General features: G+C 59.5%; 16 protein-coding genes. 6 read left to right on the top strand and 10 right to left on the bottom strand.

The window, feature by feature from the left end:
- Positions 1-45 precede the first annotated feature (45 nt).
- From KQP88_RS18110 to KQP88_RS18095, 4 genes are all read left to right on the top strand, one after another.
- Entirely contained in the window at positions 46-396 is a 351-nt protein-coding gene (locus KQP88_RS18110) for a hypothetical protein (RefSeq protein ID WP_095067500.1), read from the top strand.
- Positions 397-406: 10 nt separating this feature from the next.
- Positions 407-1,084, top strand: a complete 678-nt coding sequence (locus KQP88_RS18105; RefSeq protein ID WP_025261356.1) for a response regulator — start codon at positions 407-409, stop codon at positions 1,082-1,084.
- Positions 1,081-2,424 (top strand): ATP-binding protein, encoded by a 1,344-nt coding sequence (locus KQP88_RS18100; protein ID WP_025261355.1) that lies wholly within the window; start codon positions 1,081-1,083, stop codon positions 2,422-2,424. Before KQP88_RS18105 ends, KQP88_RS18100 begins: the two co-directional genes overlap by 4 nt.
- 444 nt (positions 2,425-2,868) lie before the next feature.
- Positions 2,869-4,212 carry a dicarboxylate/amino acid:cation symporter gene (locus KQP88_RS18095; RefSeq protein WP_216703804.1) on the top strand — a complete coding sequence of 448 codons (1,344 nt, stop codon included), beginning with the start codon at positions 2,869-2,871 and terminating at the stop codon, positions 4,210-4,212.
- A gap of 70 nt (positions 4,213-4,282) precedes the next feature.
- Here KQP88_RS18095 and KQP88_RS18090 read toward each other — a convergent pair whose 3' ends face one another.
- Positions 4,283-4,777 (bottom strand): SprT family zinc-dependent metalloprotease, encoded by a 495-nt coding sequence (locus KQP88_RS18090; RefSeq protein WP_198727139.1) that lies wholly within the window; start codon positions 4,775-4,777, stop codon positions 4,283-4,285.
- A 122-nt stretch (positions 4,778-4,899) separates the two neighbouring features.
- A complete protein-coding gene (locus KQP88_RS18085) occupies positions 4,900-5,499 on the bottom strand; it encodes a Yip1 family protein (protein ID WP_198727091.1) in 600 nt (199 codons plus the stop codon).
- 227 nt (positions 5,500-5,726) lie between these two features.
- Between KQP88_RS18085 and ttcA the strand changes: the two genes are divergently transcribed.
- Entirely contained in the window at positions 5,727-6,551 is an 825-nt protein-coding gene (gene ttcA, locus KQP88_RS18080) for a tRNA 2-thiocytidine(32) synthetase TtcA (RefSeq protein WP_025261351.1), read from the top strand.
- A 7-nt stretch (positions 6,552-6,558) separates the two neighbouring features.
- Here the strand turns inward: ttcA and KQP88_RS18075 are convergent, their stop codons facing one another.
- The 4 genes from KQP88_RS18075 to arsC all read right to left on the bottom strand — a co-directional run bounded on the left by KQP88_RS18075 (position 6,559) and on the right by arsC (position 8,739).
- The gene (locus KQP88_RS18075; RefSeq protein ID WP_200992891.1) at positions 6,559-7,230 is read right to left on the bottom strand and encodes a DNA-3-methyladenine glycosylase I; all 672 of its coding nucleotides are present in this window, start codon (positions 7,228-7,230) and stop codon (positions 6,559-6,561) included.
- A gap of 144 nt (positions 7,231-7,374) precedes the next feature.
- A complete protein-coding gene (locus KQP88_RS18070; protein ID WP_216703803.1) occupies positions 7,375-7,791 on the bottom strand; it encodes a DUF2069 domain-containing protein in 417 nt (138 codons plus the stop codon).
- Entirely contained in the window at positions 7,784-8,389 is a 606-nt protein-coding gene (gene wrbA, locus KQP88_RS18065; RefSeq protein ID WP_198727085.1) for an NAD(P)H:quinone oxidoreductase, read from the bottom strand. The genes KQP88_RS18070 and wrbA overlap by 8 nt, the downstream gene beginning before the upstream one ends.
- Entirely contained in the window at positions 8,386-8,739 is a 354-nt protein-coding gene (arsC, locus tag KQP88_RS18060; RefSeq protein WP_200992654.1) for an arsenate reductase (glutaredoxin), read from the bottom strand. The genes wrbA and arsC overlap by 4 nt, the downstream gene beginning before the upstream one ends.
- 118 nt (positions 8,740-8,857) lie before the next feature.
- On the opposite strand from arsC, the gene KQP88_RS18055 reads away from it, so the two are divergent.
- Positions 8,858-9,325, top strand: a complete 468-nt coding sequence (locus KQP88_RS18055; RefSeq protein WP_216703802.1) for a TlpA disulfide reductase family protein — start codon at positions 8,858-8,860, stop codon at positions 9,323-9,325.
- 72 nt (positions 9,326-9,397) lie between these two features.
- On the opposite strand, the gene KQP88_RS18050 is transcribed toward KQP88_RS18055, so the two are convergent.
- The 4 genes from KQP88_RS18050 to KQP88_RS18035 all read right to left on the bottom strand — a co-directional run bounded on the left by KQP88_RS18050 (position 9,398) and on the right by KQP88_RS18035 (position 14,188).
- The gene (locus tag KQP88_RS18050; protein WP_198727080.1) at positions 9,398-9,802 is read right to left on the bottom strand and encodes an META domain-containing protein; all 405 of its coding nucleotides are present in this window, start codon (positions 9,800-9,802) and stop codon (positions 9,398-9,400) included.
- Positions 9,799-10,236, bottom strand: coding sequence for a hypothetical protein (locus KQP88_RS18045; protein ID WP_200992651.1), 438 nt, complete (start codon positions 10,234-10,236; stop codon positions 9,799-9,801). Before KQP88_RS18045 ends, KQP88_RS18050 begins: the two co-directional genes overlap by 4 nt.
- 26 nt (positions 10,237-10,262) lie before the next feature.
- Positions 10,263-11,258 (bottom strand): 2-hydroxyacid dehydrogenase, encoded by a 996-nt coding sequence (locus KQP88_RS18040; RefSeq protein ID WP_216705991.1) that lies wholly within the window; start codon positions 11,256-11,258, stop codon positions 10,263-10,265.
- Positions 11,259-11,434: 176 nt separating this feature from the next.
- Complete coding sequence (locus KQP88_RS18035) at positions 11,435-14,188, bottom strand: response regulator (protein ID WP_216703801.1); 2,754 nt, start codon at positions 14,186-14,188, stop codon at positions 11,435-11,437.
- Positions 14,189-14,268: the final 80 nt, after the last annotated feature.

Raw genomic sequence — 14,268 nt, 5'->3', positions numbered from 1 at the left:
TGAAATCGTACTTTGACAGCGTCCCCGAGCGCAAAAGGAGTCCTTATGCTGAACATCAACAAGTTGTTCCTGGCGTTGGCTTTTCTGGGTGGCAGTGCTGCAGCGCAGGCCGGTGACGGTCGACTGGAGCCGGCACGTATCGAGTTCGGCAAGACCAGCGAGAGGCTCGACGATGCCAATAGCTGGAGTCATGGCATGGGGCAGCAGGATTCTCTGGCCGGTACAACGGGGGCGCTTTATTCACCGGCTATTTATGGCAGTCTCTCGGGCACCTACAATGGTGTGTCTGTCAGCCGGGAAGTCCTGCTGGGCGGATATGATGTAACGCAGCGTTTGCCCTTGAGCGCCAGGCTGTCGAGTACCGATTCGGCGATGTCGTTTCATTATTTGTCTTAGGGGGAGCTACATGAAGTTGTTGGTGGTCGAGGATGAAGCGTTGCTGCGCCATCACTTGTGGACCCGCCTGACCGAAACCGGTCATGTGGTGGAAGCAGTGGCCAATGCCGAGGAGGCGCTGTATCAGGTCGGCCAGTTCAATCATGATCTGGCCGTGATCGATCTCGGCTTGCCGGGCATTGGCGGGCTGGACCTCATTCGTCAGTTGCGTGCCCAGGGCAAGGCGTTTCCGATTCTGATCCTCACCGCCCGTGGCAACTGGCAGGACAAGGTCGAAGGGCTGGCCGCCGGTGCGGACGACTATGTGGTCAAGCCGTTCCAGTTCGAGGAACTGGAAGCGCGACTCAATGCCCTGTTGCGACGCTCCAGCGGTTTCATCCAGTCCACCATCACCGCAGGCCCCTTGCTGCTGGACCTCAACCGCAAGCAGGCCGCGCTGTCCGAACAGCCCCTGGCACTGACGGCGTATGAATACCGGATTCTCGAATACCTGATGCTTCATCATCAGCAAGTGGTGCCCAAGGAGCGCCTGATGGAGCAGTTGTACCCTGACGACGATGAGCGCGATCCGAATGTGATCGAAGTGCTGGTCGGCCGCCTGCGTCGCAAGCTGGAAGGCGCCGTGGCGTTCAAACCTATCGATACGGTGCGTGGCATGGGGTATCTGTTCACTGAGCGCTGTACATGATTCGTTCGCTGCGCCTGCGTTTGATGCTGGCCGCCGCAACCCTGGCGGTGATTTTCATGTTGCTGATGCTGCCTGCCTTGCAGGGCGCATTCAGTCTGGCATTGCGTGGCGCAATCGAACAACGTCTGGCGGCGGACGTAACGACCATGATTTCAGCGGCGCGTGTCGAAGACGGTCGTCTGCTGATGCCATCGCTCCTGCCCAGCGAGCAGTTCAATCTGCCGGGCAGTCGCTTGCTGGGCTACATCTATAACCTTCAGGGGCAACTGGTCTGGCGTTCGCTGGGCACTGAAGGCGAAAACATCAAATACCGCCCGCACTATGACGGGCAGGGCAGTCTGTTTTCCAAGATCAAGGAAGCCAATGGCGATGAGTATTTCGTCTACGACGCCGAGATCCGTCTGCTGGGCGGCCGCAATGCGGCATTCAGTATCGTGGCCGTGCAACCCTTGCGCGACTATCAGGAAACCATTGCCGATTTACGGAAAAAACTTTACCTGGGCTTCGGCGGCGCCTTGCTGGTGTTGCTGGGGCTGCTGTGGCTGGGGCTGACCTGGGGGCTGCGCGCGCTCAAGGGCTTGAGCCAGGAACTGGATCAGGTGGAAGCCGGTGCGCGGGACAGCCTGAGTGAAGAACATCCCAGCGAACTGCTGCGCCTCACCGACTCCCTGAACCGCCTGCTGCGCAGTGAGCGCGAGCAGCGCACTCGCTATCGCGATTCTCTGGACGATCTGGCCCATAGCCTGAAAACGCCGCTGGCGGTGTTGCAGGGTGTCAGCGAAAACATCGCCAAGCGCCCTGAAGATGTGGAGCAGGCGCGGGTCCTGCAATCGCAGATCGAGCGCATGAGCCAGCAGATCGGTTACCAGTTGCAGCGCGCCAGCCTGCGCAAGAGCGGTCTGGTCCGGCATCACGTGAAGCTGCGCCCTGTGGTCGAAAGCCTGTGCAACACCCTGGAAAAGGTTTACCGCGACAAGCAGGTCAAGGTCACGCTGGACCTGCCCGAGGACTGCCAGGTACCGATGGAAGAGGGCGCGTTGCTGGAAATGCTCGGCAATTTGCTGGAGAACGCTTACCGGCTTTGTCTGGGAGAAGTCAGAGTCAGTTTTCAGTCATCTGCAACGGGTGACGAATTGTGCGTCGAGGACGATGGCCCAGGCATTCCCCTGCGCCAGCGGGCACGCATTCTGGAGCGCGGTGAGCGGCTGGACCGACAGAACCCGGGGCAGGGCATCGGGCTGGCGGTGGTCAAGGACATCATCGAAAGCTACAGCGCCCGCCTGACCCTGGGCGACTCGCCGCTGGGTGGGGCCGTGTTCAGGATTCATTTTCTGGCGTGATCAGTTAAGGCCAGAGATGACTTTGTGGGAGGCAGCTTGCTGGCGACTTCCGCGTACGACGCAGAATATCTGTCAGTTTCAGGCTTTTTTCGCCAGCAAGCTGCCTCCCACAAGTGTTGCGTGTGCCTTGACTGATCGGTATTGCTCCTCCTGAGGTTCGGCATCGAGGCGGATACCCGCCACCCTTTCGGTTTTTTTATTCTCTATCGGCGGAAAACCGCCACCATCATGGCCTTTTCCTACTACTGTTTATACAGCGACGCCTTGTAAGTCGGACTCATGGAGCGTTTTTCCAGGAATGGCACGCCGCTTGCTACTTGTCGTCGTAGAGAACTGCCCTGTGCAAACTCGACACAACAAATCCCTCCAGTGCAGGAGGGTTAGTGCTTTATAGGCTCGCGTGCATCAGGTGAGATGCCGACGACGCCCTTGAGGATAAGAACAATGACGACTCGTCAGCCCTTCTACAAAACTCTGTACTTTCAGGTAATCGTAGCGATTGTTATCGGTATCCTGATCGGCCACTTCTACCCTGATACCGGCAAGGCTTTGAAGCCGCTGGGTGACGGGTTCATCAAACTGATCAAAATGGTCATCGCCCCCATCATCTTCTGTACGGTCGTCAGCGGTATCGCGGGCATGCAGAACATGAAGTCGGTCGGCAAGACCGGTGGCTACGCACTGTTGTACTTCGAGATCGTCTCGACCCTGGCCCTGGTCATCGGTCTGGTCGTGGTCAACGTCGTTCAGCCGGGCGTCGGCATGAACATCGACGTCAGCACTCTGGATGCCTCCAAGATCGCTGCCTACGTCACTGCCGGTAAAGACCAGAGCATCGTCGGCTTTATCCTCAACGTGATTCCGAACACCATCGTCGGCGCCTTCGCCAACGGCGACATCCTGCAAGTGCTGATGTTCTCGGTGATCTTCGGCTTCGCGCTGCATCGCCTGGGCTCCTATGGTCGTCCGGTCCTGGACTTCATCGATCGCTTCGCTCACGTGATGTTCAACATCATCAACATGATCATGAAACTGGCGCCTATCGGTGCGTTCGGTGCCATGGCCTTCACCATCGGCGCCTACGGTGTGGGTTCCCTGGTGCAGCTCGGTCAGTTGATGATCTGCTTCTACATCACCTGCTTCCTGTTCGTGATGCTGGTACTGGGCGCCATCTGCCGTGCGCACGGTTTCACCATCTCCAAGGTGATCCGCTACATCCGTGAAGAGCTGCTGATCGTGCTGGGTACTTCCTCTTCGGAATCCGCACTGCCACGCATGCTGATCAAGATGGAGCGTCTGGGCGCACAGAAGTCGGTGGTTGGTCTGGTTATCCCGACCGGTTACTCCTTCAACCTGGACGGCACCTCGATCTACCTGACCATGGCTGCCGTGTTCATTGCACAGGCCACCAACACCCACATGGACATCACTCACCAGATCACCCTGTTGCTGGTGCTGCTGCTGTCCTCCAAAGGTGCTGCTGGCGTGACCGGTAGTGGCTTCATCGTTCTGGCTGCAACCCTGTCGGCCGTCGGCCACCTGCCGGTTGCCGGTCTGGCGCTGATCCTGGGTATCGACCGCTTCATGTCCGAAGCCCGCGCCCTGACCAACCTGGTCGGTAACGCTGTCGCGACGCTGGTTGTTGCCAAGTGGGTTGGCGAGCTGGACAACGACAAGCTGCAGGCTGAGCTGGCTTCCGGTGGTTCGGCAATCGTCGAAACCCGTCATGAAGATGACCTGGGTGTCGCTGAAGGCCCGGCTCCTGTGAACACTGGCAAGACCGTGTAACACGCGCTGAGTGACAAAAAACCCATCTTCGGATGGGTTTTTTTATGGGTGCGATTTCTGCGACGGGGGATTACTCGACGCGGGTTTCACCGCTGAAAACCAGCGTCTGACGGCAGCGGCGGCACAGGTAGCGGCGGCCTTTGGAAACCATGTTGTGGCGCTGGGCCGAGAAGGGGAAGTCGCTGCCGGCACAGGGGCAGCGATAGATGTAGCGGGTTACGCTGCGTCGTTCGATGGCGTAGGTATGGCAGCGGTTGGGCGGCAGTTCGTATACGCCGCGCATGATCAGTTGCCACTCTTCGCCATGAGGCTGGATACGGTCCCCGAACAATTGATGGGCAATCATGTGAGCGACTTCGTGGGGTACGGTCTGGCGCAGGAAGTCTTCGGCGTTTTCCCGATACAGCTTCGGGTTGAAGCGCAGCATGTTCTCGTGCAGGTGGGCGACACCGGCTTTCTGGCCGCGCAGCTTGAGGCTGACGACCGGGCGTTTGAAGGTGCGTTTGAAAAAGGCTTCGGCTTGCTGGTAACAGGTTTCTACACGGGAATTGAGTTGCTCGGGCATGCTGTGTGGCTCTCCAGATGCGCCAAGTATGCCGTAATGCGGGGGCGTGCTGGCAACCCCGACTGCCGGATGGTCGGTCGCCGTGGCGGGCTGCATGAGCGTGCTGCCCGCCGCACGGTTCTTCAACTGGTGTATTCCGGGCCGACTCCGACGCCCCACAGCACCACGGTAAAGGCCATGATCGCTACCAGCACCACCAGGCCCACGGCCAGGACGGAGCTGGAAAACATGAAGCCTTCTTCTTCGGGAATATCCATGAACGTCGGCAGCCCGACATAGAGCAGGTAAACCGTGTAGCAAATGGCCGCAGTCCCCACCAGCATCCCCAGCCACATATGGGGATACAGCGCCGCCAGCCCGCCGATGAACAGAGGCGTGGCCGTATAGGTGGCAAACGCAACACATTGGGCCAGGGTTGGCGTGGCATCGTAGGTGCGAGCCATCCAGTGAATGAAGCCACCCATTACTGCAACACCCAGCAGCATGGAAATGTATGACATGAGCGTCATGCCTATCGCGCTGCCGTGGGTCAGCATCACCGGCGGGCTGTCACCGATGGCCCAGCCGATCTGGGTGGTGCCTATATAAGCGGAAACTGCCGGGATCGCGGCCAGGATGAGGGTGTGAGTGAGGTACATGTGGCCAATGCTTTCTTCTTCGCCACGTATCTGTCTCCATTCCCGATCGGGATGCGTGAACAGCCCCCAGACGTGATGGATCATTAGGGTGACTCCTTCATCTCGTGGATGGAAGGCCACAAGCCTGAATGCGACCTCATCACGCAGTATAGAAAGCATGGTCAGGCCATGAACGGCGGGCTTAGAGTGTTTGGCGATTTACCATGGCCTGTTAATAGCAGGGTTCCATAAGCCAGTGGTTTAACGATCCGCAGGTTGTGCGTAAAATGGCCGCCCTTTCCCCGAAGTCACCAGCGGATACCACCAGCATCATGGGCACCCTTTCAGTCAATCAGAACAAACTGCAGAAACGCCTGCGTCGGCTGGCCGGCGAAGCGGTTACCGACTTCAACATGATTGAAGATGGCGACAAGGTGATGGTCTGTCTCTCCGGCGGCAAGGACAGCTACACCATGCTCGACGTGCTGATGCATCTGCAGAAGGTCGCGCCGATCAAGTTCGAGATCGTTGCCGTGAACATGGACCAGAAGCAGCCAGGTTTCCCGGAGCATGTGCTGCCAGCCTATCTGGCAACCCTGGGTATCGAATACCACATCGTCGAAAAAGACACCTATTCGGTGGTCAAGGAGCTGGTTCCGGAAGGCAAGACCACCTGTTCGCTGTGCTCGCGTCTGCGTCGTGGCACCCTGTATACCTTCGCCGACGAGATCGGCGCCACCAAAATGGCGCTGGGGCATCATCGCGACGATATCGTCGAAACCTTCTTTCTGAACATGTTCTTCAACGGTTCGCTCAAGGCCATGCCGCCCAAGCTGCGCTCCGACGACGGCCGCAACGTGGTGATCCGCCCGTTGGCTTACTGCCATGAGAAGGACATTCAGGCGTATTCGGACTTCAAGGAATTCCCGATCATTCCGTGCAACCTGTGCGGCTCCCAGGAAAACCTGCAGCGCCAGGTGGTCAAGGAAATGCTCATCGAGTGGGAACGCAAGACGCCCGGCCGTACCGAAAGCATCTTCCGCGCCTTGCAGAACGTTCATCCGTCGCAACTGGCCGACCGCAACCTGTTTGACTTCACCAGCCTGCGCATGGACGAAACCGCAGCCTCGCGGTTCGTCAATGTGGTGAATATCTGACCGGCAATCAGTGGTTGACGGTGAAGGCCAGCATCGCCGAGAGCTGGCACATCGGACGCCCGCTCTGGGCATGCCACTGATTGAAGACATCCTGCACGATGGCCTGATCGCGCTTGCTGGTCGGTACTTTATCGACGATGTTCTGCGCGTTCAGGGCAGCCACTACATCCTGGCTCGGGATAAAGGTGTCCTTGCCCACCATGCGCAGGAAGCGCGGCGCTGAAAGCCCACCCATCTGATTGCCGTGCTTGGCCAGGTATTGCCATAGGCCGGTGATGTCATCGACAGGCCATTGGGCGATGAATTTGGCGAAGCTGCCGTGTTCCTGGGCGACATCCAGAATCAGTTGCGCATTGCGTGGCACGCTCTTGAGCTTGCCCAGGTGGCGAATGATGCGAGTGTCCTGCATCAGCCGCTCCAGATGGTCAGCCCCCATCAGTACGACTTTCTCCGGATCGAAGCGAAAGAACACTTCCTCGAACACAGGCCATTTAGCATCCACCAGACTGTGCTTCAAGCCTGCCCGAAAGACTCGCAGCGCCATGGTCGACAGATAGCGATCATCGCCGAAAGCCATCAGTTGCTTCGGCGTATGCGGCACCGGCAGCAGCGCCTCAAGTGCCTTGGCCGAGCCGAAACGGTTCAGACAGTATTCGTTCAACCACTTGTAATCGTGCATCGGTTCTCCATAAGCAGATAGATCAGCCACACATAAACTTGTGGGAGGCAGCTTGCTGGCGAAAAGGCCTGAAAACCGGCAAATATTCTGCGTCTGTACGCTGAAGTCGCCAGCAAGCTGCCTCCCACAAAGTGATGTATGACCTTAACTGATCGGCATGATTCGGTCGGTGCGGTCAAGTTGCGATCGCCACCGCACATACAGCAGCGCACTGATGAATACCGCCACACTGGCCAGCATTTCCAGCACGCCGAACAGCCAGCGGTTCGGGTCGAAGGCGGCAAGGGCGCCCTTGATGAAATACAGGTTGATGACAAAACAGGTCCAGGAGTGCCCCCGCGTTTTGCCCAGCAACATGCCGGGTGCCAGTAACAACAGGGGCAGCAGTTCGACGGCCAGGATTACAGGGGGGCGGGCGCCATGCAGGTCGGCGATGAACAGGTAATACACCGACAGCAGGGCGACCATGCCCAGAAAGCAGATCAGGCTCGCGGCCCGGCTGATGCGTACCCTTGGCTCCAGCCATTCCCTGGGCGGCAGCACTTTGGGCTTTTTAGCCACGCGGCGTCTCCAGTTGCAGCGCGGTTTTCGCCAGGCGCAGGCCAAGGGCGCGGCACAGTTCGGTTTCATGGCGATCCAGCGGCCGCTTGCCGTCAGCTCCGGCGTGGTGGCTTGCACCATAAGGCGTGCCGCCACCGGCGGTTTCCAGCAGCGCGGCTTCGCTGTAAGGCAGACCCATCACCAACATGCCGTGGTGCAGCAAAGGCAGCAGCATCGACATCAGCGTGGTTTCCTGGCCGCCATGCAGGCTGGCGGTGGAGGTAAACACGCTGGCCGGTTTGCCCACCAGCGCACCGGTCAGCCAGAGGTTGCTGGTGCCGTCCAGAAAGTACTTGAGCGGCGCAGCCATGTTACCGAAACGGGTCGGGCTGCCCAGCGCCAGGCCTGAGCAGTTCTTCAGGTCGTCCAGCGTTGCATACAGCGCACCGTTTTCCGGGATCTGCGGAGCGGTGGCTTCGCAGTCGGCGGAAATGGCAGGCACGGTGCGCAGCCGTGCTTCCATGCCGCCCATCTCGATGCCGCGAGCGATCTGGCGGGCCATCTCGCTGGTGGAACCGTTGCGGCTGTAGAACAGAACCAGAATGTAGGCATCGCTCATGGCAATAGCTCCAGTATGTTTTCTGGAGGACGACCGATAACCGCCTTGTCGCCTGCGACCAGGATCGGCCGCTCGATGAGTTTGGGGTGCGAAGCCATGGCGGCGATCAGTTGCTCGTCGCTCAGGCTCGGGTCTGCCAGGTTCAGGGCCTTGTAGTCATCTTCGCCACTGCGCAGCAATTGCCGTGGGCCAATCCCCAGCTTTGCCAGCAGGTCGCGCAATTGTGCGGCGTCCGGTGGGGTTTCGAGGTACAGAACGATGTCCGGAGTCAGGCCGCGGGCCTGCAGCAGTTCCAGCGCGCCGCGGGATTTCGAGCAGCGCGGGTTGTGATAAAGCGTCAGATCAGTCATTTGCAGGTCGCATCTTGCCTAGAGTGGCGCGTATTCTACCTGCGCGACGGCGCGGGTCGACATGATCAGGCGCATATCGGTGAACCGTTTATAGAGAAAGTCGAGGAAGGAAGCACAGATGGCGAGGCGATTGGCAGCGGTAGCGATGTTTGTCGGCAGTTTGCTGTTGAGCGGTTGTGGCGCGGATCTGGGGGTGGACCAGAACGGCCAGAAGGTGTCCAGCGAACGCATCGACAACCATTGGCTGGTGATTAACTACTGGGCGGAGTGGTGTGGCCCATGCCGTACCGAGATCCCCGAGTTCAATCACTTGTCCGAGGAACTCAAGGACAAGAAAGTCAGCGTGCTGGGTGTCAATTTCGACAACCTGCAGGGCGACGACCTGAAAAATGCTGCCAATGCCCTGGGCATCAAATTCACCGTCCTGGCCCAGGACCCTGCCGAGCGCTACAACCTGCCACCTTCCGAAGCGCTTCCGGTGACCTACATCATCGACGACAAAGGCAAGATGCGCGCGCAGTTGCTGGGCGAGCAGACCGCACAGGGCGTGACGGACAAGTTGAAGGCGTTGCGCGGGGAAGGCTGAAGTGTGTGTGGGAGCGAATTCATTCGCGAAGGCCATTCGCGAATGAATTCGCTCCCACTGGGTGTGGCTTGATCAGTCCTCAGGCCAGAACCGCAATGGCTTGCCTTCGGCTGGCCACAGGCGCAATTGCTCGATGGGTGAAATATCCCAGCGCTGCACCTTGCTCAGTTCTTTCAGGAAACGCTGCTCCTGTTCCATCAACGGCGGTACGCACATTTTGCGCGTGTTGCCGATGGGGCCGAAGCTGATGGTCTGGCCTTTCAGAGTGTAGGGCGCGAACCAGTGGTTGCAGCCTGCGTTGCCGTAGGCGCGGCCATCGGCGCCGAGGGTCATGGTCAGGCGGCTGCTGTCGATCAGCGGACGTTCGCCGATCCACTCCAGCACATAGCTCTGATCCTGTTCGATGGGTTTGGGCTCAGTCGCACAGCCGACCAGCAGGGCACTACCGATCAGGCTCAGTACAGCCAGGTGTTTCATGCCACTTTCTCCTGACACTTTCTGCATGTGTGTTTTTCACCCTCGGTCTTCCAGCCCAGCTCGGCGATGCGTGCAACGGCGGCGGGTTTCTGGGCCTTGGTGCCAAGCTTGCTCTCGACCATGAACTCGAAGTCCAGCTCGGCCGAGCAACTGTCGCAATTGACCTTCCACTGGTGGATTGCCAATTCGTCGAACGCCGGGCCATTGGCCACTGCGACCCATTGGCCGGGCGGGTTGATCAGGTGCCGGACTTTCTCTACCGACAGACGCATATAAAGGCTTTTGCTGCCCTTGATGGTCACCAGCAACTGGTCATTGTTATGAATCGAGCCGCCGTTACCGGTGACTTGATAACGCCCGGGCCCCAGCGTACGGCACTCGGTGAGAGTGTGTTGCGGGTTGAGCATGCTGTAGCGGAAATCGTGTTCGACCATGGGTCCTCCAAATTGCGCGCATCTTATCACGCTTGGGCTTCTACCCGGTTTTGCGGAGTACCTGCATTCCACGCTGCAATATTATCCAGAGTTGTACGGGCAATGGCGCCCAGTGCTTCCTGAGTCAGAAAAGCCTGATGAGCGGTGATGATGACATTGGGAAAAGTCAGCAGGCGCGCCAGCACGTCGTCCTGCAACGGCAGGTCCGAGCGGTCGGCGAAGAACAGTTGCGCTTCCTCTTCATAGACATCCAGCCCCAGATACCCCAGTTGCCCGGTCTTGAGGGCGTCGATCAATGCAGGTGTTTCCACCAGCGCCCCACGACCGGTATTGATGAGCATGGCGCCTCGTTGCAGGGTGGCCAGGGATTGCTGGTTGATCAGGTGGCGGGTCTGCTCGGTCAGCGGGCAATGCAGGCTGATGATCTGCGCCTGTTCAAGCAGGGCGGGCAGGCTCAGATATTCGGCACCCAGGGCCAGGACTTGCGGATTCGGGTACGGATCGTAAGCCAGCAGCTTGCAGCCAAAACCCGACATGATCTTCGCGAAGGTTGCGCCGATCTGCCCGGTGCCGATCACGCCGACGGTCTTGCCCACCAGATCGAAACCGGTCAGGCCATGCAGGCTGAAGTCGCCTTCGCGGGTGCGGTTGTAGGCGCGATTCAGATGGCGGTTGAGGGCCAGGATCAAGGCCACGGCGTGCTCGGCCACGGCATGGGGCGAATACGCCGGAACCCGGACGACGGCGAGGCCGAGTCGCTGGGCGGCTTGCAGGTCCACATGGTTGTAACCCGCCGAGCGCAGGGCAATCAGCCTGGTGCCACCGGCTGCCAGACGCTCCAGTACCGGGGCGCTGAGGTCGTCATTGATAAAGGCGCAGACCACCGGGTAGTCCTGGGCCAGTGTGGCGGTTTCCAGGGTCAGGCGAGCGGGCTGGAAATGCAGTTCCAGGCCTTCGGGTGCCTGGGCGGCCAGGAAGCTTTCCCGGTCATAGGTCTGGCTGCTGAAAATCAGGGTGCGCAGGGTCATGGGTCTTCCTTGTAGAAACGAGTTTATTCGCTCTGTCTGCGTTAAATCTTGCCAGGTCAGTTCGTTGACTGTGGGAGGCAGCTTGCTGGCGACGGGGGCGTTGAAGCCGATAAAAATGTCTTGGCTTCACTGGCCCTGTCGCCAGCAAGCTGCCTCCCACATCATTGAACTTAGGCGGTTACACGAGCTTCGACGGCCAGCCGGGTAATGGCTTTATCCAGATCGTCCAGGGCATCGATAGCCTCTGGCGAATCCTGTTTGAGCAGGGTTTCGGCGCGTTGGCAGGCGGCGCGCAGTTGCGGTACGCCGCAGTAGCGTGTGGCGCCGTGAAGGCGATGGACGCGCTCGATCAGGCCCTGAATGTCTTCGGCGGCTCGTGCCAGCCGAATGGCCTCGCGGTCGGCATCCAGCGATGCCAGCAGCATGGCCAGCATATCGGTTGCCAGATCGGGCTTGCCGGCAGCCAGACGCAAACCTTCTTCGTGATCGAGCACCAGCGGCCCTGCATGGTTCTGCTGGGTATCGGACGGGCGCTCCGGCAGCGGCGTGCGCAAGGCCAGTCCTGTCCACTTGAGCACTACTTGCGCCAGTTGCCGCTCGCTGATGGGCTTGGTCAGGTAATCGTCCATGCCGCTTTGCAGCAAGGAACGCTTTTCATTGGCCATGGCATGGGCGGTGAGGGCGACGATGGGCAGGGACGTACACTGGCGCTCCAGTTCCCAGACCCGAATCGCTTCAGTGGCCTGACGTCCATCCATGCCCGGCATCTGCACATCCATCAGCACCAGATCGAAGGTTTCGGTCTGCACGCAATGCAGCGCCGCATAACCACTGTCGACCGCCACGACCAGCGCGCCCATGTCTTCGAGCAGGGTCTGGACCAGCAACAGGTTGGCGGGGTTGTCGTCCACGCACAGGACTTTTGGCGGGCGACTGGCCAATGGCTGGACAACGTCGGTGCGCACCACTTTGGGCGCAATCAGTTCCGACAGGGCTTTCTGCAGTTTGCGGGTGCAGGCGGGCTTGGCCTGCAACTGGTTATAGACATCTGGCACCGACAACTGGAACAGCGCCTGCTCGGTGGTCGGGCACAACACCAGCACCTTGCAGCCCAGGTTCTCCAGATCCCATATGTGCTGGCGCAGCCGCTCCGGCGGGATTTCATGGGCGGTAACGCCCAGCACCGCCAGATCGATGGCTGTCGATGTCTGGTGGGCGGCGGTCACCCCGTTGAGCAGGTTTTCCAGATTATTGAAGATCAGGGTTTCAAGCCCGCAGTCTTCCAGTTGGTGTTCCAGAGCCTGACGGGCCAGTTCATGGTGTTCAAGCACGGCGGCGCGAACGCCTTCCAGCGGCTTGTACAGCAGCTCTTCGACTTCTTCCCGGGCCTTGGGCAGCGTCAGCGTGATCCAGAACTCGGAGCCGATGCCCGGCGTGCTGTCCACGCCAATCTCGCCGCCCATCTGCTCGATCAGGCGTTTGGAAATCACCAGCCCGAGGCCTGTGCCGCCCGGCTGGCGAGACAACGAATTGTCCGCCTGACTGAAGGCCTGGAACAGGGCGCGTACATCCTGGCTGGACAGGCCGATGCCGGTGTCCTGAACGCTGATGCGCAACTGCGCGTGTTCCTCGGTTTCGTCTTCGACCATGGCCCGGGCGACGATGGTGCCTTCGCGGGTGAACTTGATCGCGTTGCTGACCAGATTGGTCAGGATCTGCTTGAGGCGCAGCGGGTCGCCCGACAGGGACAATGGCGTGTCGCGATAAACCAGGCTGACCAGTTCAAGCTGCTTGGCATGGGCTGCCGGAGCCAGGATAGTCATGGTGTCCTGCAGCAGGTCGCGCAGGTTGAACGGGACGTTTTCCAGTACCAGCTTGCCAGCTTCGATCTTGGAGAAGTCGAGAATCTCGTTGATGATGCTCAGCAGGCTGTCGGCCGACTTCTCGATGGTGTTCATGTAATCGCGCTGGCGCGGGGTCAGCTCGCTTTTCTGCAACAGATGGGTGAAGCCCAGAATGCCGTTGAGCGGGGTGCGGATTTCATGGCTCATGTTGGCCAGGAACTCGGATTTGATCCGGCTGGCTTCCAGTGCTTCCTTGCGTGCCAGATCCAGTTCGATGTTCTGGATCTCGATGGTTTCCAGGTTCTGCCTGACGTCTTCCGTGGCCTGATCGACGCTGTGCTGCAATTCTTCCTGGGCATTCTGCAAGGTCGAAGCCATGCGATTGATGCCGGAGGCGAGCACATCCAGTTCCGCGCTGCCCAGCGGCGGTACTCGTGCTTCGAGGTTGCCGTCCTTGAGTTGCGACACTGCCTGTTTGATCTGGCTCAGGGGTTCATTGATGGTGCGGCTCATGCGTACCGCGACAATGGCAGTCAGCGCCAGGCCGAAGAGGATCAGCAGGCTGCTGACGAACAGGCTGCGATAGCCACGCAGCAAAGTGCCGTTGTGGGAAATTTCCAGCTCAACCCAGCCCAGCAGCCGGTCGGCTTCGGCGGGGATGATTTCGCTGGTCAGGTGGCGCTGATTGCCAAATACCGGCAGCAGGTAACGGGTCGCATCGTTGGCAGACGTGTTGAGCAACTGGGTGCTGTTACCGATGGGTGAAGGCGCGATCATGCTCGGGCCGGCATGGGCAAGGGGATTGCGCTCGGGGTCCAGAAAGGACACCGAACGTACATCGGCCTGTTCGAGGGTCTGGGAGGCGATGCGACTCAGGAGGGTCTTGTCTCTGCGTCCCAGCGCGGGGGCGGACAGTGGCGCCAGTTCCTGGGCAATCATTTCACCGCGTTGCAGCAACTGGCCCTGCAACTCGTGAAGCTGCATCACCGTGAAGTAAGTGCCCATCATCAGCGCGATCAAACTGGCCGGCAGAATAGTCAGCAGTAATACGCGGCCTTTTATACCCAGTTTGGTCAGCACAGCTTTCTCCACCTGTCGGAATCAGTCCATCGATATCGTTTCAGGGCAGTCTAGCCGCTTACCCTGAAACGCATATTACA

The organism is Pseudomonas lijiangensis, from assembly GCF_018968705.1.
In the GTDB taxonomy this organism is placed as follows: Bacteria; Pseudomonadota; Gammaproteobacteria; order Pseudomonadales; family Pseudomonadaceae; genus Aquipseudomonas; species Aquipseudomonas lijiangensis.
This window is presented reverse-complemented; position numbering and strand designations above follow the sequence as displayed.

Excerpts from the sequence above, each read along its gene's own strand:
- arsC (WP_200992654.1), bottom strand. The coding sequence starts at position 8,739 with ATGACTGATCTGACGCTTTATCACAACCCGCGCTGCTCGAAATCCCGC.
- KQP88_RS18085 (WP_198727091.1), bottom strand. The coding sequence starts at position 5,499 with ATGATCCATCACGTCTGGGGGCTGTTCACGCATCCCGATCGGGAATGG.
- KQP88_RS18105 (WP_025261356.1), top strand. The coding sequence starts at position 407 with ATGAAGTTGTTGGTGGTCGAGGATGAAGCGTTGCTGCGCCATCACTTG.
- KQP88_RS18050 (WP_198727080.1), bottom strand. The coding sequence starts at position 9,802 with ATGAAACACCTGGCTGTACTGAGCCTGATCGGTAGTGCCCTGCTGGTC.
- KQP88_RS18110 (WP_095067500.1), top strand. The coding sequence starts at position 46 with ATGCTGAACATCAACAAGTTGTTCCTGGCGTTGGCTTTTCTGGGTGGC.
- ttcA (WP_025261351.1), top strand. The coding sequence starts at position 5,727 with ATGGGCACCCTTTCAGTCAATCAGAACAAACTGCAGAAACGCCTGCGT.
- KQP88_RS18100 (WP_025261355.1), top strand. The coding sequence starts at position 1,081 with ATGATTCGTTCGCTGCGCCTGCGTTTGATGCTGGCCGCCGCAACCCTG.
- KQP88_RS18075 (WP_200992891.1), bottom strand. The coding sequence starts at position 7,230 with ATGCACGATTACAAGTGGTTGAACGAATACTGTCTGAACCGTTTCGGC.
- wrbA (WP_198727085.1), bottom strand. The coding sequence starts at position 8,389 with ATGAGCGATGCCTACATTCTGGTTCTGTTCTACAGCCGCAACGGTTCC.
- KQP88_RS18045 (WP_200992651.1), bottom strand. The coding sequence starts at position 10,236 with ATGGTCGAACACGATTTCCGCTACAGCATGCTCAACCCGCAACACACT.
- KQP88_RS18095 (WP_216703804.1), top strand. The coding sequence starts at position 2,869 with ATGACGACTCGTCAGCCCTTCTACAAAACTCTGTACTTTCAGGTAATC.
- KQP88_RS18090 (WP_198727139.1), bottom strand. The coding sequence starts at position 4,777 with ATGCCCGAGCAACTCAATTCCCGTGTAGAAACCTGTTACCAGCAAGCC.
- KQP88_RS18055 (WP_216703802.1), top strand. The coding sequence starts at position 8,858 with ATGGCGAGGCGATTGGCAGCGGTAGCGATGTTTGTCGGCAGTTTGCTG.